General features: G+C 69.6%; 18 protein-coding genes and 1 tRNA gene. 6 read left to right on the top strand and 13 right to left on the bottom strand.

The window, feature by feature from the left end; genetic code table 11:
- Nucleotides 1–76: 76 nt before the first annotated feature.
- The 10 genes from AB0K35_RS20785 to AB0K35_RS20740 form a co-directional block, all read right to left on the bottom strand.
- Nucleotides 77–883: an amino acid ABC transporter ATP-binding protein gene (locus AB0K35_RS20785; RefSeq protein ID WP_274526426.1), complete on the bottom strand. Its 807-nt coding sequence runs from the start codon at nt 881–883 to the stop codon at nt 77–79.
- The gene (locus AB0K35_RS20780; RefSeq protein ID WP_238671656.1) at nt 883–1,860 is read right to left on the bottom strand and encodes an amino acid ABC transporter permease; all 978 of its coding nucleotides are present in this window, start codon (nt 1,858–1,860) and stop codon (nt 883–885) included. The genes AB0K35_RS20785 and AB0K35_RS20780 overlap by 1 nt, the downstream gene beginning before the upstream one ends.
- 3 nt (nt 1,861–1,863) lie before the next feature.
- On the bottom strand, nt 1,864–2,775 hold the full coding sequence (locus tag AB0K35_RS20775; RefSeq protein ID WP_363886898.1) for an ABC transporter substrate-binding protein: 912 nt from the start codon (nt 2,773–2,775) through the stop codon (nt 1,864–1,866).
- Nucleotides 2,776–2,812: 37 nt separating this feature from the next.
- Nucleotides 2,813–3,523 (bottom strand): ABC transporter ATP-binding protein, encoded by a 711-nt coding sequence (locus tag AB0K35_RS20770; protein ID WP_238671658.1) that lies wholly within the window; start codon nt 3,521–3,523, stop codon nt 2,813–2,815.
- Nucleotides 3,513–4,304: an ABC transporter ATP-binding protein gene (locus tag AB0K35_RS20765; RefSeq protein ID WP_238671670.1), complete on the bottom strand. Its 792-nt coding sequence runs from the start codon at nt 4,302–4,304 to the stop codon at nt 3,513–3,515. The genes AB0K35_RS20770 and AB0K35_RS20765 overlap by 11 nt, the downstream gene beginning before the upstream one ends.
- Nucleotides 4,305–4,350: 46 nt before the next feature.
- A complete protein-coding gene (locus AB0K35_RS20760) occupies nt 4,351–5,460 on the bottom strand; it encodes a branched-chain amino acid ABC transporter permease (protein ID WP_091407909.1) in 1,110 nt (369 codons plus the stop codon).
- The gene (locus AB0K35_RS20755) at nt 5,457–6,407 is read right to left on the bottom strand and encodes a branched-chain amino acid ABC transporter permease (RefSeq protein WP_124853572.1); all 951 of its coding nucleotides are present in this window, start codon (nt 6,405–6,407) and stop codon (nt 5,457–5,459) included. Before AB0K35_RS20755 ends, AB0K35_RS20760 begins: the two co-directional genes overlap by 4 nt.
- Before the next feature lie 109 nt (nt 6,408–6,516).
- Nucleotides 6,517–7,677 (bottom strand): branched-chain amino acid ABC transporter substrate-binding protein, encoded by a 1,161-nt coding sequence (locus AB0K35_RS20750; protein WP_238671659.1) that lies wholly within the window; start codon nt 7,675–7,677, stop codon nt 6,517–6,519.
- Nucleotides 7,678–7,893: 216 nt separating this feature from the next.
- Complete coding sequence (locus AB0K35_RS20745; RefSeq protein ID WP_363886895.1) at nt 7,894–9,105, bottom strand: hypothetical protein; 1,212 nt, start codon at nt 9,103–9,105, stop codon at nt 7,894–7,896.
- Nucleotides 9,106–9,118: 13 nt separating this feature from the next.
- Nucleotides 9,119–9,739, bottom strand: coding sequence for a response regulator (locus AB0K35_RS20740; RefSeq protein WP_091408093.1), 621 nt, complete (start codon nt 9,737–9,739; stop codon nt 9,119–9,121).
- An 83-nt stretch (nt 9,740–9,822) separates the two neighbouring features.
- Here AB0K35_RS20740 and AB0K35_RS20735 point away from each other — a divergent pair.
- The 3 genes from AB0K35_RS20735 (at nt 9,823) to AB0K35_RS20725 (ending at nt 11,428) form a co-directional block, all read left to right on the top strand.
- Nucleotides 9,823–9,905 (top strand) — tRNA-Leu (locus tag AB0K35_RS20735).
- Nucleotides 9,906–10,203: 298 nt separating this feature from the next.
- Entirely contained in the window at nt 10,204–10,686 is a 483-nt protein-coding gene (locus AB0K35_RS20730; protein WP_238671661.1) for a hypothetical protein, read from the top strand.
- Between the two features lie 91 nt (nt 10,687–10,777).
- A complete protein-coding gene (locus AB0K35_RS20725) occupies nt 10,778–11,428 on the top strand; it encodes an NAD-dependent epimerase/dehydratase family protein (protein ID WP_363886893.1) in 651 nt (216 codons plus the stop codon).
- Nucleotides 11,429–11,431: 3 nt separating this feature from the next.
- On the opposite strand, the gene AB0K35_RS20720 is transcribed toward AB0K35_RS20725, so the two are convergent.
- Complete coding sequence (locus AB0K35_RS20720; RefSeq protein ID WP_238671663.1) at nt 11,432–12,610, bottom strand: aminotransferase class I/II-fold pyridoxal phosphate-dependent enzyme; 1,179 nt, start codon at nt 12,608–12,610, stop codon at nt 11,432–11,434.
- A gap of 83 nt (nt 12,611–12,693) precedes the next feature.
- Here AB0K35_RS20720 and AB0K35_RS20715 point away from each other — a divergent pair, with 83 nt between their 5' ends.
- Both AB0K35_RS20715 and AB0K35_RS20710 read left to right on the top strand, forming a co-directional pair.
- Nucleotides 12,694–13,173, top strand: coding sequence for an Lrp/AsnC family transcriptional regulator (locus tag AB0K35_RS20715; protein ID WP_238671664.1), 480 nt, complete (start codon nt 12,694–12,696; stop codon nt 13,171–13,173).
- Between the two features lie 72 nt (nt 13,174–13,245).
- Nucleotides 13,246–14,256 (top strand): LLM class flavin-dependent oxidoreductase, encoded by a 1,011-nt coding sequence (locus AB0K35_RS20710; RefSeq protein WP_238671665.1) that lies wholly within the window; start codon nt 13,246–13,248, stop codon nt 14,254–14,256.
- A 200-nt stretch (nt 14,257–14,456) separates the two neighbouring features.
- Here the strand turns inward: AB0K35_RS20710 and AB0K35_RS20705 are convergent, their stop codons facing one another.
- On the bottom strand, nt 14,457–16,718 hold the full coding sequence (locus tag AB0K35_RS20705) for a cellulose binding domain-containing protein (RefSeq protein WP_363886890.1): 2,262 nt from the start codon (nt 16,716–16,718) through the stop codon (nt 14,457–14,459).
- A 247-nt stretch (nt 16,719–16,965) separates the two neighbouring features.
- Here AB0K35_RS20705 and AB0K35_RS20700 point away from each other — a divergent pair, with 247 nt between their 5' ends.
- Entirely contained in the window at nt 16,966–18,405 is a 1,440-nt protein-coding gene (locus AB0K35_RS20700) for a pyridoxal-dependent decarboxylase (protein WP_238671666.1), read from the top strand.
- Nucleotides 18,406–18,924: 519 nt separating this feature from the next.
- Here AB0K35_RS20700 and AB0K35_RS20695 read toward each other — a convergent pair.
- On the bottom strand, nt 18,925–19,908 hold the full coding sequence (locus AB0K35_RS20695) for a sulfite exporter TauE/SafE family protein (RefSeq protein ID WP_363886954.1): 984 nt from the start codon (nt 19,906–19,908) through the stop codon (nt 18,925–18,927).
- Nucleotides 19,909–19,993: the final 85 nt, after the last annotated feature.

Raw genomic sequence — 19,993 nt, 5'->3', positions numbered from 1 at the left:
CCCGCCGCTACGACAGGACGGGACACCGGCACGACGCCCGGCGCGGCCGAACAGATCGGCCGCGCCGGGTACCGGCTCAGAGCACCTTGGCCAGGAACGCCTTCGTCCGGTCGTGCCGGGGGTTGGCGATCACCTCGCGCGGCGCGCCGGACTCCACCACCACACCGTCGTCCATGAAGACCAGCGAGTCGCCGACCTCCCGGGCGAAGCCGATCTCATGGGTCACCACGATCATCGTCATGCCGTCGCGGGCCAGGTCCTTCATCACGTCGAGCACCTCGCCGACCAACTCCGGGTCGAGCGCGCTGGTGGGCTCGTCGAAGAGCATCAGCTTCGGCTGCATGGCCAGGGCCCGGGCGATGGCCACCCGCTGCTGCTGCCCGCCGGAGAGCTGACCGGGGTAGTTGCCCAGCTTGTCGCCGAGCCCGACCCGCTGGAGCAGCGCGGCGGCCCGGTCCCGGGCGGCGGCCTTGCGCTCCCGGCCCAACAGCACCGGCGCCTCGGCGACGTTCTGCAGGGCGGTCATGTGCGGAAAGAGGTTGAACCGCTGGAACACCATGCCGATCGCGCGGCGCTGGGTGGCGATCTCCTTTTCCCGCATCTCGTGCAGCTTGCCGCCGCGCTCCCGGTAGCCGATCAGGTCGCCGTCCACCCGGATCCGGCCGGCGTTGATCTTCTCCAGGTGGTTGATGCAGCGCAGGAACGTCGACTTGCCCGAGCCGGAGGGCCCGAGCAGACAACAGACCTCGCCGCTGCGGACCTCCAGGTCGATGCCCTTGAGCACCTCCACCGACCCGAACGACTTGTGCACCTGCTCAGCACGGACCATCACGCCGTCGCCCGCAGTTCCCTCGGCCTCCGCCGGTGTCGTCACCTGCGTCATCACCGACCCGCCTCGCTCGTGCTACCGCCCGCCTCCGCGGTGATCCCGCGCAGTCTGATCTTCGCCTGGGCGCTCCGGCCGAACCCCTTGGAGAAGTGCCGCTCCAGGTAGTACTGCCCGACGAGCAGGACGCTGGTCAGCAGCAAGTACCACAGGCAGGCCGCCACGTACATCGGGAAGACCTGGAAGGTCCGGTTACCCACGGCCTTGAGCTGGAAGAACAGCTCGGTGGAGACCGGCACGAAGGCCACCAGCGAGGTGTCCTTGAGCATCGCGATGGTCTCGTTGCCGGTCGGCGGGATGATCACCCGCATCGCCTGCGGCAGCACGATGCGGCGCAGGATCTGGGTACGGCTCAGGCCCAGCGCCTGCGCCGCCTCGGTCTGCCCCTCATCCACCGACTGGATCCCGGCCCGAACGATCTCGGCCATGTACGCCGCCTCGGAGAGCCCGAGGGCCAGCATGCCGGCGACGAATCCGGTGAGGATCTCCAGCGCGGAGAAGCCGAACAGGCGTGCTTCGAAGTCGTCGACTCCGAAGAGCGCGCCGATCTGCCGATCGAACGGGAGCCCGAACTCGATCCGGGCCCAGAGGATGCCGAGGTTGCCGAAGAGGATCGCCAGCACCAGCCGGGGCACCGCCCGGAAGAACCAGGTGTACGCCCAGGAGACGCCCCGCAGGATCGGGTTCTCCGACAACCGCATGATGGCGACGACAACGCCGAGACTGACCCCGATCACCATCGCGAGCACTGTCAGCGCGAGGGTACCGCGCAGACCCTCCATGATCGGCGGCCGGAACATCTCGTCGACCATGAACGCCCAGTTGAACGCCTTGTTCGTCACCAACAGGTGGACAAACATGGCCACCAGCACCCCGATCACGGCGACCGCGACCCAACGTCCGGGATGCCGGACGGGCACGGCCTGGATGGGTTCCGGCCGTGCCCGTTCGGTTGTGTCCGTTTCCGACGACATGCGTCAGCTGGCGGGGTTCAGCGCCGAGGAGGTGATGGCGCCGCCCTCGACGCCCCACTTCTTCAACGCGGTCTGGTACGAGCCGTCAGCGATGACCGCCTGGACGGCCTCCTTGAGCACCTCGGCGAAGGCGGTCTGGTCCTTCTTGACGGCGTAGCCGTACGGGGCGGACTCGTAGATGTCGCCGACCAGCTCCAGCGCGCCGTTGCTCTGCTTCACCGCGTACGCCCCGACCGGCGAGTCGGCCAGCATGGCGTCGTTCTTGCCGCTGAAGACCGCGGCCGTGGCGTCGCTCTGCGCCTGGTACTGGTCGATGGTGATCGCCGGCTTGCCGCCGGTGGTGCACTTCTTCGACCGGGCGGTGATGTCGTCGAACTGCACGGTGCCGGTCTGCACGGCGATCTTCTTGCCGCAGGCGTTCTCAATGTCGATCTTGGCCGCGTTGCCGGCCTTGGTCGCCCACTGGGTACCGGCGGAGAAGTAGCTCACCATGTTGACGCTCTTGAGCCGCTCGGCGTTGATCGTGAACGACGAGACACCGATCTCGTACTTGCCCGAGTCGACACCGGGCAGGACCGCGTCGAAGGGCGACGACTCGTACTCGGCCTTGAGACCGAGCTTCTGCGCCACCGCGTTGAACAGCTCGACGTCGAAGCCGACCACCGTCTTGCCGTCGGCGTCGAGGAACTCCGCCGGGGCGTACGTCGAGTCGGTGCCGACCTTGATCACACCGTCGGCCTTGATCGCGTCGGGCACCTTCCCGGCCAACGCCGAGTCGGCCGCCGCCGTGACGGTCGGACCGGCGCCGGGCGAGCCGCTGTTCTCCTTCTCCCCACACGCCGTCAGCGAGAGGGCGATCAGCGCCGCACTGGCGGCACCGAGCGCCGCCCGGCGGGCACCGTTGGTATTGAACATGTCTCTGCACTCCTTGCGTGAGGGGTGTGACGGCCGCTCAGGCCACGCCGAGGTATGCCTCTTTGACCGCCGGGTCGTGCAGCAGCTCGGCGCCGGTTCCGGTCTTGACGATCTTGCCGGTCTCTAGCACGTACGCCCGGTGCGCTCGGGCCAGCGCCTGCTGCGCGTTCTGCTCCACCAGCAGGACGGTGGTGCCCTGCTCGTTGATCTCCTTGATGATGTCGAAGATCTGTTGGATCAGCATCGGCGCCAACCCCATCGAGGGCTCGTCGAGCAGCAGCAGCTTGGGCCGGCTCATCAACGCCCTACCGACCGCCAGCATCTGCTGCTCGCCGCCGGAAAGGGTACCTCCGGCCTGCTTACGTCGCTCCGCCAGCCTGGGGAAGAGATCGAGCACCCGGGCCAGGTCCTCGGCGATGCCGGCGCGGTCGCGCCGGGTGTACGCCCCCATGTCCAGATTCTCGAGCACCGACATGCCGGGGAAGATCCCCCGGCCCTCGGGCGCCTGGCAGAGCCCTCGCCGGACCCGCAGGTCCGCCCGGAGCTTCGAGATGTCCTCACCGTCGAAACGGATGCTGCCGGTGGCGATCGGCCGAATCCCGGAGATCGCCCGCATGGTGGTCGACTTCCCGGCGCCGTTGGCGCCGATCAGCGCGACGATCTCACCCTCGGCCACGGTCAGGCTGATGCCGTGCAACGCCTGGATCCGCCCGTAGAGCAGGCTCACATCGTCGATCTCAAGCAACATCGTCCGGCACCCCCAGGTACGCCGCGACCACCTTCGGGTTGTCCCGCACCTCGGCGGGCAGCCCCTCGGCGATCTTCTTTCCGAACTCCAGCACGACGATCCGGTCAGTGACGCCCATGACCAGGCGCATGTCGTGCTCGATCAGCAGCACTGTCACGCCGGTGTCCCGGACCTGCCGGATGAGCTGGAGCAGTTCCTCCTTCTCCGCCGGGTTGAAGCCAGCGGCCGGCTCGTCCAGGCAGAGCAGCACCGGATCGGTGGCCAGCGCCCGGGCGATCTCCAACCGCCGCTGCTCCCCGTAGGAGAGGTTGCGGGCGAACTCGTGCAGCCGGTGCCGGATGCCGACGAACTCCAGCAGCCGCTCGGCCTTCTCCCGACCCTCGCGCTCCTCGCGCCTGTGCCGGGGCAACCGGAACAGAGCGGACAGCACACTGGTCTTGTGGTGCGCGTCCGCGCCGACCTGGACGTTCTCCAGGGCGGTCATCTCCGGGAACAGGCGGATGTTCTGGAACGTCCGGGCCATACCCAGTTGGGTGATCTGGTGGCGCTTCTTCCCGCTGATCTTGCCGCCACGGAACCGGATCTCACCCTTGGTGGGCTGGTAGATGCCGGTCATCGCGTTGAAGCAGGTGGTCTTGCCAGCGCCGTTCGGGCCGATCAGCCCAAGGATCTCCCCCTTGTAGAGGGTGAAGTTGACGTTGTCGAGCGCGACCACGCCGCCGAAGCGCAGCGTGACGCCGTCGACCTCCAGCAGCGGCTCCCGGCTGGGGACCGCCTCCATCGCGGGCGCGCCGGCCTGCGCCGGAACAGCCGGCGTCTGATCGGTGTCACTCACCGACGATCACCTCCTTGCGACGGTCTTTGAACTCCGCCGCCCGTCGTCGGTTCGGAATCAGGCCTTCCGGCCGGAAGATCATCATCACCACGAGGACCAGACCGAAGATCAGGAACCGGTACTCGTACAGCTCCACGCCGAACAGCTCGATGCCGCGGAACCGCTCGATCATGTACGCCACCAGGCCACCACCGACGATCGCGCCGACGATGTTCCCCGAACCACCGAAGATCACCGCCGCCAGGATGATGATCGAGTTGAGCAGCTCGAAGTTCTGCGAGTTGACGAAGTTCTGCTTACCGGCGAAGAGCGCGCCGGCCAGACCGGCGATCGCGGCACCCGAGGCGAACGCCCAGAGCTTGAACTTGAACGTTGGCACACCCATCAGCTGCGCGGCGTCCTCGTCCTCCCGGATCGAGATCCAGGCCCGACCGACCCGACTGTGCGTCAGGTTCCGCACACCGATCACCACCAGGATGATCAGCGTGAGCACCAGCCAGTAGTACGGCCGGGCGTCCAGCACGCCGAAGAACGGCTTGCCGTCGGCGTACTTGCCGGGCGGGTGCGGGATCTGGTTGAAACCCCGCTGGCCCTTGAGGAACTCCGAGCTGACCGCGGCGATCCGGATCATCTCGGCGAAGCCGAGCGTCACGATCGCCAGGTAGTCACCGCGCAGACGCAGCGTCGGCGTACCGAGCATCACACCCGAGAGCATTGTCAGCCCGATCGCCAGCGGCACCACGAGCAGCCACGGCCAGAGGGTCTTGAGGTTGCTGCTCGGCGAGGTCAGCACCGCGACGGTGTACGCGCCGACGGCGAAGAAGCCGAAGTAGCCCAGGTCGAGCAGGCCGGCGAAACCGACCACGATGTTCAACCCGACGGCCAGCAGCACGTAGATCGAGACGGTGAACAGCACCTGTGTGAAGTTCGCACCGGGGGTCGGGATCGGCCCGAGATACTGGTAGAACTCCCTGTTCGGCAGCGCGTAGAAGAACGCGATCACCGCGACCAGCAGCGCCCAACGCACCCAGCGCGGCGCCCCGCGCCACCGTTCTCCGGCCGCCTCGCGGCCGGAGCGCACCCTCTCCAGGACGGTCGTCATGCCCGTGCCCTCCCCAGCGATTCGCCCAGCAGACCGGTAGGCCGGAACATCAGCAGCACCACCAACACCGCGAAGGCAGCGAAGTCCTTCCACTGACTGCCGAACAGACCGGCGGCGTAGTTCTCCACCACGCCCAGCAGCAGGCCACCGATCAGCGCGCCGCGCAGGTTGCCGATACCACCCAGCACCGCGGCGGTGAAGGCCTTGAGCCCCAGCAGGAAGCCGACGCTGTAGGTCAGGGTCTGGATCCGCACGTCGTAGAGCAGACCGGCTACGCCGGCCATGGAACCACCGGTGATGAAGACCATCAGGATGATCCGGTCCTTGTTCACGCCCATCAGCGCGGCGGTGTTGGCGTCCTGGGCCACGGCCCGGATGCCCCGGCCGGTACGGCTGCGGTTGATGAAGAGGTCCAGCAGGACCATCATCAGCAGCGCCGCGCCAATCGTCAGCAGCTGCACCGAGTCGATCGGCACACCGAAGAGGTGGAACAGCGGCTTGCTGCTCACCAGACTGGGCGCGCCCTCGGGCAGTCGGCGGGTCCAGATGCCGAAGGCCTCGGAGATCGCGATAGAGGCGCCGATCGCGGTGATCAGGAAGGCCAGCGGCGGGGCGTTGCGCTTACGCAACGGCCGGTACGCCACCCGCTCGATCACCGTCGCCGTGCCCGCCGAAGCGATGGCGGCGACGATCATCGCCACCAGCAGGTAGAACAGGATCGATCCAACCCCGCTGACCTGTGAGTTCTGGTCGAGTCCAAAGCCGTTCCAGGTCCAGATCGCCGCGAACGCGCCGGCGATGAAGACCTCGGAGTGAGCGAAGTTGATGAGTCTCAGCACGCCGTAGACCAGCGTGTAGCCGAGCGCGACCAGGGCGTAGATCGCGCCCTGCGTCAGGCCGGTCGTGGTGAGTTCCCCGAAGTTGGAGAACAGTCCATTGAAGTCCAAGGGAGGGACGCTCCATCACGTCTGGAGAGAAAATTGGGGTGCGGCCGGGAGCGAGCAGCTCCCGGCCGCACCCGCGATCACAACTCAATCGCCGAAGCAGCGACCAACATCAGGACTTCGGGATCTCCTGGTCCGGGACAACCTTGCCGCCGGTGACCTTGAAGGCCCACACCTTGACCTGAGCCGGGTCCAGCTCGCCGGTCTCGGTGAACTTGTAGCTCGCCGCGACACCCTCGCCGCTGTAGCCCTTCACGAACTCCAGCAGGCCCTCACGGGTGGTCTTGCCAGCCTTGATACCGGCCAGCAGGATGTTCGCCGCGTCGTAGGCGGTGTCGCTGTAGGTGCCCGGGTCGGTGCCGTTGAGCGCCTTGAACTCCTGCACGAAGGTGCCCCGGGCCTCAGCGGCCGGCTGGCACGGGCAGGTGAGGATGGTGCCCTCGGCCGCCGCCTGACCAGCGGAGGTGATGTACGCGCCGTCGTTGACGCCGTCGCCAGCGACCAGCGGCGCGGTGACCCCGGCAGCGGTGAGCTGCTTACGGATCAGGCCAGCCTCCTGGTAGTAACCGCCGTAGAAGATCGCCTTCACGTTGGCGGCCTTGACCTTGGTGACCACGCCGGAGAACTCGGTCTGCTTGCCCTCGCCCTGGACCTTGTCCGAGCCGACAACCGCCGAGCCGAGCAGCTTCTTGACCTCGTCGGCCAGGCCGGCACCGTACGCGGACTGGTCGTCGATGACGTAGACCTTGTCGGCCTTCATCACGTTCTTCATGTAGTTGCCGGCCGCCGGGCCCTGGCTGAAGTCGTTGCCGACCGCGCGGAAGAAGGTCTTCCACTTCTGCTCGGCCAGGCTCGGCCGGGTGGCGGACGGGGTGATGGTCACCAGGCCGGCCTCGTTGAACAGCGGGCCGGCAGCCTCGGACTCACCCGAGTAGGCCGGGCCGACGACGCCAAGGATCTTGGTGTCGTCGATCGCCTTCTGTGCCAGACCAGGCGCCTGGTCCGGGCTGCCCTGCGAGTCCAGGGAGGCCAGCTCGACCTTGCAGTCGGCGTTTTCCTTGTTGTACTTGTCGACGGCGAGCTTGACACCGTTGTTCTCGTTGATGCCGAGCGCGGCCGAGCTGCCGGTCAGCGCGCCGAAGAATGCGATCTTGCTGCCGCAGGCGTCACCGCCCCCGCCTGCCGCATCGTCGCCACTGGAGCATGCGGTTCCGCCGGCGACGAGCGCCACCATGGCGACCCCACCGATAACGCGCGCGAGCTTTTGCCTCAAGGCCCGAACCCTCCTCGTCCCATGGTCCGAACCACCCGCTGGCTATTGGCCCTTGCGGGGGGCGGACGAACCAGACCGTCGTCGCCGGTCTGGGGCCGGACGTTATCCCACCGTGGAGCTGTGACGTAAGACCCAAGCGAGCGGGTTGACCGAACCGTTACACGCCGTGGCGGATTGGAAACGATCCCTGTAAGAACCTTCGGTCGTGAAGCTTTTTCACCTTCGTTTCTTCGGGGCCGGCGAGTGGGCCTCCGTCAGCTGCCGATCGAGGTCTGAAACCCCCGCCCACCAGGCACGCGACGTTTTTCCATCGTCCGCCACCAACAGCAGTCGATCTCCCGTCGAGGTCACCGCGACCGCAGTGTCTCCGCTGTCCGGTACCGGCTGCGGCATGGTCATCGCCCGCCACGACTCGCCCGCATCGACCGAGAGCCACAGTGCGTGACGGTCCCCGTCCCTCGTCACCGCCACCAACCTCTGCCCGACGGCCACCAGCCCCGCCGCCGACGCCACACCCGGTCCGGCCGCCCCGAACCTGCCCGCCGGCCGCCAGCCCTGCGCGGTCAGCCGCCAACTGCCGAATCCAGCCCGCACCGGCCCGACCGCCACCGACACGTCGCCAAGCACCGCCACCCGCTGCGCCTGCCCCCGCCCGTCCACCACCGGCAGGGCGGACCGCCGCCAGCTCCGGCCGTCCGCCGAGGACCAGGCCAGCGGCACCAGCGCGGTACCCCCGGGCGGCAGCAGCGCACCCACCATCAGCCAGCCCGACGGCACGGCGACCGCGTCGTACGCCGCCGTCCGCCCCCGCTCGTCACCGGCCAGCTCTGGTGCGCCCTCCACCAGCGCGAACCCGGCCGCATCCGGGGAGATCCAGACCGCCGCACCGTCGATCCGACTACCGGCGATCAACCAGCCCCGCGGCCCCGCCGCCAGCCCGGCCACGCTGACTGCGCGCGGCCCGGCATACCGCTCGAAGGGCGCGTCCACCTCGTGCAGCGCGCCGTCCGACGCCTGCCTCCAGGTGCCGGTGCGGGGATTGCCGTGCACGCCCCCGCTCTTCGCCCCGACCGCCGCCAGCCGTCCCTCCCGGCAGGCCGCCGCGGAGAGCACGTGCTGCTGCCCGTAGAACGTCACTGGCTCCGTCGGCAGCGGCACCCAGGAATTGGCGTCCGTGCTGCTCCAGGCGGCCGGGCGGGTCCCCCCGGCCGGATCGACCACGCCGCCGACCACGTACCACCGGTCGGCACAGGCGGTGGCGTCGCGCAGCACCGGTCGACCCGGCACACCCGGCGTGTCCGGCAGGACCACCGACTGCCAGGCCGGCCGGACCGGTAGCGGCTCCGCACAGTCGGGACAGGCCGAGACCTCACAGGCGGCCACCAGCACGGCGAGAACGCCGAGCACTGCCCCCACCCGCCGCCGCATGGATCGATGCCGGTCAGGGTGCCGGCAGGGTCACCTCGCCACCGGCGGTCTCCGCGAGGATCCGCTCGGCAACCTCTTTCATGGTCATCCGGTGGTCCATCGCCGTGCGTTGGATCCACTTGAACGCCTGCGGCTCGGTCATGCCGTACGTGGTCATCAACGCGCCCTTGGCGCGCTCCACCGACTTACGGATCTCCAGCCGGTCGGTCAGGCTCGCGACCTCCGCCTCCAGGGCCGCGACCTCCGAGTAACGCGACAGCGCGATCTCCACCGCCGGGACCAGGTCGCTCTTCTGGAAGGGCTTCACCAGGTACGCCATCGCGCCAGCCGCCCGCGCCCGCTCCACCAGATCACGCTGGCTGAACGCGGTCAGAATGATCACCGGGGCGATCCGGGCACCGGCGATGCGCTCGGCGGCGGCCAGCCCGTCCATGATCGGCATCTTGATGTCGAGGATGACGAGGTCGGGCTTCAGCTCCTCGGCGAGGCGTACGGCTGTCTCGCCGTCACCGGCCTCCCCCACCACCTCGTAACCCTCTTCGACGAGCATCTCGGCGAGGTCCAGCCGGATCAGCGCCTCGTCCTCGGCGATCAGTACGCGCCTACGCTCGGCATCCGTCGGCGTCTCAGCCACCAGCCCTACCCCCACCATCGATCACTGCACGGCTACCACCCATGCTCCCGCATGAGAGTAGTCGGGTACAGTAGGCGCCACCCGCCGGGATGGTGGAACGGCATACACGGAAGTCTCAAACACTTCTGCCCGAAAGGGCTTGCGGGTTCGAATCCCGCTCCCGGCACTTTGTCATACACGTGTTCGACGATGTGGGCGTGCATCCACCGCAGATGCGGGCACAGGCCCGCGCCCTCCGCGCTCGCGGACACAACATCCACGCAGTAGCGCGCACACTCTCCCTGCCGTACGCGACGGTCTGGCACTGGTGCGTCGATCGACCGGAACCGGTGAAGCGCGGCACGGAGCTTCGGTGCTTCCGGTGCCGGTCGGATGTCGAGAATCCGACCGACCCCGCTGCCTACGCCTACCTGCTTGGTCTCTACCTGGGTGACGGCCATCTGGCCATGTCACCAAAGGTCCCGGTGCTCCGAATCGCTTGCACGGCCACCTATCCGGATCTCACCGGCGCGTGCGAGGCCGCCATGCTCGCCGTGCTCGCCGCGCGTGTGCAGCGGATCCCCAAGCAGGGCTGCATCTCGGTCGAGAGCAGCGGGGCGCACTGGCCGTGCCTGTTGCCGCAGCACGGCCCAGGTAAGAAGCACGAGCGACCGATCGTCCTGGCCGACTGGCAGCGACCGATCCTCGAACGACACCCGGGCGACTTCCTGCGTGGACTGTTCCACTCCGACGGCTGTCGGTTCGCCAACCGGGTGACGGTGCGCGGCAAGGCTTACGTCTACCCGCGGTACATGTTCGTCAACGAGTCGGCCGACATCATGCGGCTCTGCCAGTGGAGCCTCGACCTGCTCGGCGTCACCTGGCGGATGAACCGACGCAACTCGCTGTCGGTGGCGCGACGCGACGCCGTCGCCACACTGGACCGGCACGTCGGCCCCAAGTCCTGAGCGGTACCGCGCGGATCACGCCGACCGTGGCAGCCTGACTGACGCGCGGCCGGATGGCCGGTGGCAGTGGCGGCGACAGGGGTGCGATCTGATGCGGGTGGTTGTCTTCGGTGCGACCGGGATGGTCGGCCAGGGTGTGTTGCGCGAGTGCCTGCTCGCCGATGACGTGACGGAGGTGCTCACCGTCGGTCGTCGGCCGACCGGCCGGCAGGATCCGAAGCTGCGGGAGCTGACCGTCGCGGACGTGGGCGAGTTGGAAGCGGTGCGGGCCGAGTTGACCGGTGTCGACGCGTGTTTCTACTGCCTGGGGGTGTCCTCGCTGGGTCTGGACGAGGCCGCGTACACCCGGGTCAGCTACGACTACCCCCTCGCCGCGGCGCGGTTGTTCGCGCAGGTGAGCCCGCAGCTCACTTTCGTCTACGTCTCGGGTCAGGGGACCGACTCGTCGGGTCGGGGTCGGGTGATGTGGGCGCGGGTCAAGGGTCGCGCCGAGAACGCGATCATGGATCTGCTGCCCAACGGTTACGCGGCGCGGCCGGGTTTCATCCAGCCGACGTACGGGGCGGTGTCGAAGACGCGGTGGTACCGGTTCGGCTACGCGGTCACCAGTCCGCTGTTTCCGGTGCTGCGTCGGTTGCTGCCGAATCAGGTCACCACCACCGACGGGATCGGTCGGGCCATGCTGCGGGTGGCTCGGCAGGGTTCGCCGGTGCGGGTGCTGGGCAACCGCGAGCTGCGCTGAGGCTCAGGCGATCACGTCGAGGGCGTGGGCCAGGTCGGCGCGCAGGTCTTCGGGGTCTTCGAGGCCGACCGAGAGGCGCAGCAGTGCGGCTGCGGGTTTGGCGTCGCCCTCGACCGGCCGGTGGGTGAGTGAGGCGGGGTGCTGGATGAGGGTGTCCACGCCGCCGAGGGACACCGCGTGGGTGATGAGGCGGCAGGCGCCGGCGACGGCGGCCGCGGCTGGCGCGCCGCCGCGTACCTCGAAGGCGAGCAGGCTGCCGGGTCCGGACATCTGCCGCCCGACCAGCGCCGCCGGGTCGTGCACCGAGGGGTGGTGCACCCGCTGTACGGCGGGGTGGTCGGCGAGCCAACCGGCGAGTTTCTCGGCGCTGGCCTGTTGGGCGCGGACCCGCAGCGGCAGGGTTTGCAGGCCGCGGTGCAGCAGGTAGCCGCCGAGGGGGTGCAGGATCGCGCCGGTGACCGCGCGGACCTGGCGTAGGCGTACGGCCCAGGTGTCGTCGCAGGCGACGACACCGGCGAGGACGTCGCCGTGACCGCCGATGCTCTTGGTGGCGCTGTGCAGGACGAGGGTGGCGCCGTGCCGGGCGGGTTGTTGCAGTACGGGGGTGGCGACGGTGTTGTCGACAAGCAGTGGGATGTCGCCGGCAGCGGCGGCGAGGGCGGCGATGTCGACCAGGTCGACTGTGGGGTTGGCGGGTGTCTCGACGATGACCAGCGCGGTGTCGGGGCGGATGGCGGCGGCGACCTCGTCGGGGCGCGTCCAGGTGACTGTGGTGCCGAGCAGGCCGGTGGCGAGGACGTGGTCGGTGCCGCCGTAGAGGGGTCGGACAGCGACGACGTGTCTGCGGTCGGCGCGGGCGGCGGCGAGCAGGGTGGCGGTGAGGGCGGCCATTCCGCTGGCGAAGGCGACGGCCTGGGCGGTGCCTTCCAACTCGGCGAGGGCGGTTTCGAAGCGGGCGACGGTGGGGTTCCAGAGCCGTTGGTAGACGGCGCTGCCGTCGGCGGGCAGGGTTCCGCCGGTGGCGAGTTGCTCGTACGCGGCACCGCCGTCGTCGACTGAGGGCAGCGGGTTGGTGGTCGACAGGTCGATGGGTGGTACGTGCACGCCGAGGGTGCGGAGGTCGTCGCGACCGGCGTGTACGGCCCGGGTGTCCATCGTTGTCATGGCGGTAGGGTCGAACATCTGGCGGCTGTCGGGCAACGGTTCGGCAGATGATTCTGCAAAATGAGTTGGTTTCCGTGTTGAGTTCGGGCGAGGATGGCGCAATGCCCCCTGAGCCGAATGATCTGCGGCCGTACCAGGCCCTGGATGAGGTGGACCGCGCGATCCTGACCGAGCTGGCGGCGGACGGCCGGTTGCCCAACAATGCGCTCGCCGAGCGGGTGGGTGTGGCGCCGTCGACGTGTCTGACGCGTACCCGGGCGCTGCGCGAGCGCGGCGCGATCCGTGGTTTTCACGCTGAGGTGGATCCGGCGGCGCTAGGCCTGCCGTTGCAGGCGTTGGTGTCGGTGCGGTTGACAGCGCACGAGCGGGCGGCGGTGGACGCGTTCCGGGCCCGGTCGGTGCGGCTGCCGGGGGTGGTGTCGGTGTTCCACGTGGCCGGCGCCGAGGACTACGTGCTGCATGTGCGGGCGGCGTCCGGCGACTCGTTGCGGGACTTCGTGCTGGACCACCTGGCGGTGGACCCGGTCGTGCAGCACACGCAGACCAGTCTGATCTTCGAACAGGCGCGTGGGATGGGCTGAGCGCCGGGTGAGGTGGCCGACGAAAACCCGCATGCTGGAACAAAGCCGGTCGGTGACGGGTTGGCTGACCGTGTGATCACCGTACCGTTGTCTGTTCTTGATCTTGCCCCGGTCGCCAAGGGCACCACCGCTGGCGCGGCGTTGCAGGCCACCACCGAGTTGGCACGCCGCACCGAGGAGTTGGGCTACCACCGGTTCTGGGTGGCCGAGCACCACAACATGCCAGCGATCGCCAGCTCCGCCCCCGCGGTGCTGCTGGCGCACCTGGCGGCGAACACCTCGACGATCCGGCTGGGGTCGGGCGGGGTGATGCTGCCCAACCACGCGCCGCTGGTGGTGGCCGAGCAGTTCGGCACCCTGGAGGCGCTGCACCCCGGTCGGATCGACCTGGGCATCGGGCGGGCGCCGGGCACCGACCAGGTGACCGCGCTGGCGTTGCGGCGCACCATGGAGGGCCTGTCGGCGGAGGGTTTCCCGCGCGAGCTGACGGACCTGATGAACTACTTCAGCGGGGAGAAGCCGGGGCAGATCATCGCCACGCCGGGCCGCGGTGAGCAGCCGGCCGTGTGGCTGTTGGGCTCCAGCGGTTTCAGCGCCCAGCTCGCCGGCCTGCTCGGTCTGCCGTTCTCCTTCGCGCACCACTTCAGCTCGCAGAACACCCTGCCGGCGTTGGCCCTGTACCGGCAGAACTTCCGCCCGTCGCAGTGGCTGGACAAGCCGTACGCGATGGTGGCGGTCAACGCGGTGTGCGCGGAGACCGACGAGCGGGCCGAGTGGCTGGCCGGGCCGAGCGCGCTGTCGTTCCTGAAGTTGCGTTCCGGGCGGCCGGAGCCGCTGTCCACGCCCGACGAGGCGGCGGCCTACCCGTACTCGGAGATCGAGCGGGAGTTCGTCGTGGCGCGCCGCGACGGTCAGGCGATGGGCTCGCCGGAGACGGTGCGTCGGCAGCTGACCGAGCTGGTGGAGCGCACCGGCGCGGACGAGCTGATGCTGACCACGCTGGTGTACGACGTGCAGGACCGGGTGCGGTCGTACGAATTGATCGCCGAGCAGGTGGCGGGCGGTCTGCGCCGGAGCGCGTGAAACACGATCTTCACGTCAGCGTCACCCCGCCGACCCGGACGGTGCCTAATGTTGGTGCCGGTGGTGGTACGGCATTCCCGGTCGGGACGGGTTGGGAATGCCGCGGTGTGGCGCACCGGGCCGGAGCTGAGCGGATTCCGCGGCTGCGGCCCGGTGCCTGCCACCCTAGGCGACCCCGCTCGGGACCGCCAGGGGTTGCATCAACGTAGGTAGATGTCCGGCGTCGGTGGGGTGCCCATTCCGTTGCCGATGAAGAACCCCGGGTGCGGCGGCTGGTTGTAGGCGGTGTTCTGCCACGCGATCGCCACCCGATACTGCGGATCGTGCATCAGGGTGTAGATCCGGGTGCTGGTCGGCGTGGGTGTGCTGTAGATGCGCAGCGCCCGACTGTCGGTGGTCCGCCAGATCACCTCCTCGCGCCAGTCGCCCAGGAAGTCGCCGGAGAGCGCCGGCGTCGACTTGGTGCCGTTGTTGGACGCCACACCGCTGCCGTCGAGCAGCCGGGTCTCACCACCGGTGCCGTACTTGTCGATCTTCGTGCCGTCGAGCAGTTCCCGCAGCGGGTCGCCGTCCCACCAGGCGAGGAAGTTGGCCGAGGACGGCTTGCGTCCGACGTTCTGCCCCCTGGTGTTCGCCAGTCCGGCGACCGCTGACGACCACGACTCCGCGCCAGGGCTGCCCGCCCAGATGTCCGCGGAGACGCCCCGGCCGTTGTCGCCGGACGCCGGCGTGGACCAGAGGACCTGGCCGGTCCGGGCGTCGGCGAAATAGGAGCTGGGCTTGCTGCCGTCCTCGTCGACCTTGAACACCTCCAGGCCGGCGCGGCCCGGGTCCAGGTCCCCGACGTGCATGGCGTCGCCGTGGCCGTTGCCGGTCGAGTGCAGCAGCCGGCCGTTGTCGTCGATGGTGGCGGCCCCGTACACGATCTCCTGGCGACCGTCGGCGTCGACGTCGGCGACGGAGAGCTGGTGGTTGCCCTGACCCGCGGCGGCGCCGTTGCCGGAGGAGTTCGAGTCGAACGTCCAGCGCTTGGTCAGCGTGCCGTTGCGGAAGTCCCAGGCCGCGATCACCGCGCGGGTGTAGTAACCCCGGGCCATGATCAGCGAGAGGCGTTGTCCGTCCAGGTACGCGGTGCCGGCGAGGAACCGGTCCACCCGGTTGCCGTACGAGTCACCCCAGGACGACACGGTGCCGCGCGGCGGGTCGTAGTTGACTGTGGAGGCGATCGCACCGGTCTGCCCGTTGAACATGGTCAGGTACTCCGGACCGGACAGCACGTAGCCGCTGGAGTTGCGGTAGTCCGCCGACGACGAGCCGATCAGCTGACCGGTGCCGGAGCGGGTGCCGTCGGCGGTCTTCATGGCCACCTCGGCGCGGCCGTCGCCGTCGTAGTCGTACACCTGGAACTGGGTGTAGTGGGCGCCGGCCCGGATGTTGCGGCCCAGGTCGATCCGCCACAACCGGGTGCCGGTGAGTGTGTAGGCGTCGACGTAGACGTTGCCGGTGTAGCCGGACTGGGAGTTGTCCTTGGCGTTCGACGGCTCCCACTTGAGCACGATCTCGTAGCTGCCGTCGCCGTTGAGGTCACCGACCGAGGCGTCGCTCGCGCTGTACGAGTAGCTCTCGCCACTCGGGGTGCTGCCCCCGGCCGGGACCTGCAACGGCACGTCCAGGTAACCCGCGCCGAACTGCAACGCCGGCGGTGACGCCGCCTGCTCGGCGCCGCCCACCACGGCCCGCACGGTGTACGCCGAGCCGGCCGCCGCGCCGCTGTCGAGGTAGTTGGTGGCACCGGTGATCGGACTGGCGTTGACCTTGGTGGAACCCCGGTAGAGGTTGAACGACACCCCTGAGGTCTCAGTGCCGAGCAGCCGCCAGGAGACCAGGTTGCCACTGCCGGAGCGGACGCTGACCAGCCCCCGGTCCAGCTTCTCCATCTGCAACACCCCGGCCGACGGCGGAGGCGTGGTCGGGGGTGGGGTGGTCGGCGGTGGGGTGGTCGGGGGTGGGGTCGTCGGCGGTGGGGTCGTCGGCTCGTCGGTGGGTGGGGCGCCGGTGCAGGTGGTGCCGTTGAGCGCGAAGCTGGCCGGCACCGGGTTGCTGCCGGTCCACGAACCGTTGAAGCCGAACGAGGCGCTGCCGTTCGTGGCGATGGCGGTGTTGTGGTCGACGTTGCGCGCTGTCACCTGGGCGCCGGACTGGGTGACGGCGGCGTTCCACGCCTGGGTGACCTGCTGGCCCGCGGCGTACGACCAGGTGACGGCCCACCCGTTGACCGGGTCGCCGAGGTTGGTGACTGTGACGTTGGCGCCGAAGCCGCCCTGCCACTGGTTGGTGATCTGATAGTCGATCCGGCAGCCGACGGCGGCGGCCGAGGCGACGACCGTGCCGAGGGTGCCGGCCACGACTGTGGCCGCCGTCGTGGCGGCGAGCAGGATCAGCCGATGTCTGGACGGGTGCATGCACTGCCTCCGGGATCCGGTGATGATCGCTACGACCCACCGGCCCTGCCCGGGAAGCACAGTGGACCGACCCCACCGCGACGGCGGTGGACGGCGATCTGATCGGGGTGAAACGCCCTGGAACTCACGGATCCGACTCACCGCGCATCGTAAGGCAAGCGCTTTCCGGTCCGCAACATCGACCATCATCGCTTGACTGCGGGTACCACCCTTGCCTCGGTGATCGATGCCTGATCAACTCGTTCAGATGAGCGCTCACCACATGGACCCCACCGAATTCCGTCGCGCCGGCCACGCCGTCGTCGACTGGATCGCCGACTACTGGGCGACAGTGGAGCAACGCCCGGTCGCCCCGGCCGACCCCCCGGGCACGGTGGCCGCCGCCCTGCCCAGCGAACCCCCCACCACCGGCGGCGAACCGGTCGAGGCGATCCTCGCCGACCTGGACTCGATCGTCGTACCGGGGCTGACCCACTGGCAGCACCCGGGCTTCTTCGGCTACTTCCCCGGCAACACCTCCGGCCCGAGCGTGCTCGGCGACCTGGTCAGCTCCGGGCTCGGCGTCCAGGGCATGCTCTGGGCCTCCAGCCCCGCCTGCACCGAGCTGGAGACGGTGATGATGGACTGGCTGGCCCACCTGCTGGACCTGCCACCGCGGTTCCGCTCGACCAGCACCGGCGGTGGGGTCATCCAGGACTCGGCCTCCTCGGCGACGCTCGTGGCCACCCTGACCGCACTGCAACGGGCCAGCGGCGGCCGCTGGCGGCACACCGGCATCGACCGGCGTTACCGCGCCTACACCTCCGTGCACGGGCACTCGTCCATCGAGAAGGCGGTACGGATCGCCGGGCTGGGCAGCGACGGAATCCGGTCGATCGAGGTGGACCCGGACACCCAGGCGATGCTGCCGGACGCCCTGCGGGCCGCCATCGAGGCCGACCTGGCCGCCGGTGACGTGCCGGCCATCGTGGTGGCAACCATCGGCACCACCTCCACCACCGCCGTCGACCCGCTGCCGGAGATCGGGGCCATCTGCGCCGAGTACGGGATCTGGCTGCACGTGGACGCCGCGTACGCGGGCTCCGCCGCCGTCTGCCCCGAACTCCGGTGGACGCACGCCGGCCTGGAGTACGCCGACTCCTACTGCTTCGACCCGCACAAGTGGCTGCTCACCGGCTTCGACTGCGACGCGTTCTGGGTGGCCGACCGGGCCGAACTGATCGAGGCGCTGACCGTACTGCCGGAGTTCCTGCGCAACGCGGCCTCCGAATCCGGTGCGGTGATCGACTACCGGGACTGGCAGGTGCCACTGGGCCGGCGGTTCCGGTCCCTCAAGCTGTGGTTCGTGCTGCGCTGGTACGGCGCCGAAGGGCTACGGGCGCACATCCGCTCCGGGGTGGCGCTGGCCGAACGGTTCGCCGAGCGGGTCCGCGCCGACGACCGGTTCGAGTTGGCCGCGGCGCACCCGTTCTCACTGGTCTGCTTCCGACTGCGCGCCGACGACGATACCAACGCGGCGTTGCTGGCCTCGGTGAACGCCACCGGGCGGGTGCACCTCACGCACACCCGGGTCGACGGCCGCTACACGCTGCGGCTGGCGGTCGGATCACCCCAGACCACCGAAGCGCACACCGACGAAGCCTGGACCCTGCTCTCCGATGCGGCCACCACACTGCTCACCCCCTGACCCGCCGCCGCCCCGCCGTTCCACGCCCCGTTCCCCCGTTTCTCCGCGCTCCCGGTCCCTCGCGCCCCGGGGCCCCCGGTCCCTCGCGCCCTCGCGCCCTCGCGCCCTCGCGCCCTCGCGCCGGGATCTGCGCAACTTCCCGGACGTTGCCACCTCCGACGCGCGGGAGACAGCAACATCCCCGATGTTGCGCGAATCCTGACGACGAACACCGTGTCCAACCGACCGGGGGCAGGGTTCAGGGCGCCCACCGCCGCCAAGGTCACGCTCGATCCTGGATGTAGTGGCTTCGACGAGCCGGGATACCACTACATCCAGGATGTAGCGCGATCTTGGTGACTCAACCTGGGCGATGGCGACGTTTGACCGGGGCGCGGCGGGCGCGTGGGTGGGTGAGCCCAACCCGGGGGGCGGCGTGGGGTGGGCGCAACGGGGGCCAGCGGGGGGTGGGCGCAACCGGGGGGTCGGCGTGGGGTGGGCGCAACGGGGGCCAGCGGGGGGGTGGGCGTAACCCGGGGGTCAGCGGGGGGTGGGCGTACCCGTTGCGGCCAGATCGGCCGGGGCCTCGCTGACGGACGCCGCGTCGGATGCCTCGGCGGGCACACCGGCAGCGGCGGCGGGAGCGGCGGCGGCCTCGGCGCGGGCGCGGCGGGTACGGCGTAGGGCACGGACGGCCAACACCAGGGCGGCCAGCCAGCCGGCGGCGAGCAGGGCGTACAGGGCGGGGCGGGCCGGACCGTCCAGTTCGGCGGAGCGGATCAGGGTGCGGGCGTTGGTCAGCACGATCACGCCGCCGACTGCCGCGCCGAGCAGTTGGGCGGGCACGATTCGCACCAGCCAGGCGGCCAGTGGGGCGGCGATGAGGCCGCCGATGAGCAGCGCGGCGACGGTGGGGAGCAGGAATCCCTCCGAGCCCAACCCGATCAGGAAGCCGATGCTGGCCGCGCCGGCCACGACGAACTCGGCGGTGTCGACGGAGCCGATCACCTTGCGGGGTTCCATGCGGCCGGAGACCAGCAGCGCGGGGGTGGCCACCGGACCCCATCCGCCGCCGCCGGTCGCGTCGACGAAGCCGGCGACCAGGCCCAGGGGGCCGAGGAAACGACTGCGGAGCCGTCCGCCGACCCGGTCGGTGCGCAGTGGGCGGGCGAAGCGGATCAGGAGGTACGCGCCGAGCGTGAAGAGGATGCCGGCCATCCACGGTGCGGCGGCCTCGGTGGAGATCGAGCTGAGCAGAGTGGCGCCGGCGAAGGCGCCGACAGCGCCGGGTAGGGCGATGCGGGACACCACCCGCCAGTCGACGTTGCCGAACCGCCAGTGCGCGACCCCGGCGGCGAGCGTGGTGCCGATCTCGGCCAGGTGCACCGAGGCCGAGGCTGCGGCCGGGGCGACCCCGGCGACCAGCAGCAGAGTGGACGAGGTCAAGCCGTATGCCATGCCGAGCGAACCATCGATCAGTTGCGCGACGAGCCCGACCAGAGCGAGGACCAACAGCTTGCGCACGAGCGCCCCCAGACTTTTCGGCATCTCCTATCGACTTGGTCGACAATGCGGGATGGGCCAGCCGGGGTCAAGCCCCCGATCGGTG

Origin of the sequence: Micromonospora sp. NPDC053740, from assembly GCF_040677775.1 — a bacterium.
In the GTDB taxonomy this organism is placed as follows: Bacteria; Actinomycetota; Actinomycetes; order Mycobacteriales; family Micromonosporaceae; genus Micromonospora; species Micromonospora alfalfae.
This window is presented reverse-complemented; position numbering and strand designations above follow the sequence as displayed.

Coding starts and splice junctions, on each gene's coding strand:
- AB0K35_RS20765 (WP_238671670.1), bottom strand. CDS start 4,304: ATGGAGGCGGTCCCCAGCCGGGAGCCGCTGCTGGAGGTCGACGGCGTC.
- AB0K35_RS20775 (WP_363886898.1), bottom strand. CDS start 2,775: ATGTTCAATACCAACGGTGCCCGCCGGGCGGCGCTCGGTGCCGCCAGT.
- AB0K35_RS20785 (WP_274526426.1), bottom strand. CDS start 883: ATGACGCAGGTGACGACACCGGCGGAGGCCGAGGGAACTGCGGGCGAC.
- AB0K35_RS20720 (WP_238671663.1), bottom strand. CDS start 12,610: ATGTTCGACCCTACCGCCATGACAACGATGGACACCCGGGCCGTACAC.
- AB0K35_RS20780 (WP_238671656.1), bottom strand. CDS start 1,860: ATGTCGTCGGAAACGGACACAACCGAACGGGCACGGCCGGAACCCATC.
- AB0K35_RS20725 (WP_363886893.1), top strand. CDS start 10,778: ATGCGGGTGGTTGTCTTCGGTGCGACCGGGATGGTCGGCCAGGGTGTG.
- AB0K35_RS20745 (WP_363886895.1), bottom strand. CDS start 9,105: ATGCGGCGGCGGGTGGGGGCAGTGCTCGGCGTTCTCGCCGTGCTGGTG.
- AB0K35_RS20715 (WP_238671664.1), top strand. CDS start 12,694: ATGCCCCCTGAGCCGAATGATCTGCGGCCGTACCAGGCCCTGGATGAG.
- AB0K35_RS20705 (WP_363886890.1), bottom strand. CDS start 16,718: ATGCACCCGTCCAGACATCGGCTGATCCTGCTCGCCGCCACGACGGCG.
- AB0K35_RS20760 (WP_091407909.1), bottom strand. CDS start 5,460: ATGACGACCGTCCTGGAGAGGGTGCGCTCCGGCCGCGAGGCGGCCGGA.
- AB0K35_RS20770 (WP_238671658.1), bottom strand. CDS start 3,523: ATGTTGCTTGAGATCGACGATGTGAGCCTGCTCTACGGGCGGATCCAG.
- AB0K35_RS20700 (WP_238671666.1), top strand. CDS start 16,966: ATGAGCGCTCACCACATGGACCCCACCGAATTCCGTCGCGCCGGCCAC.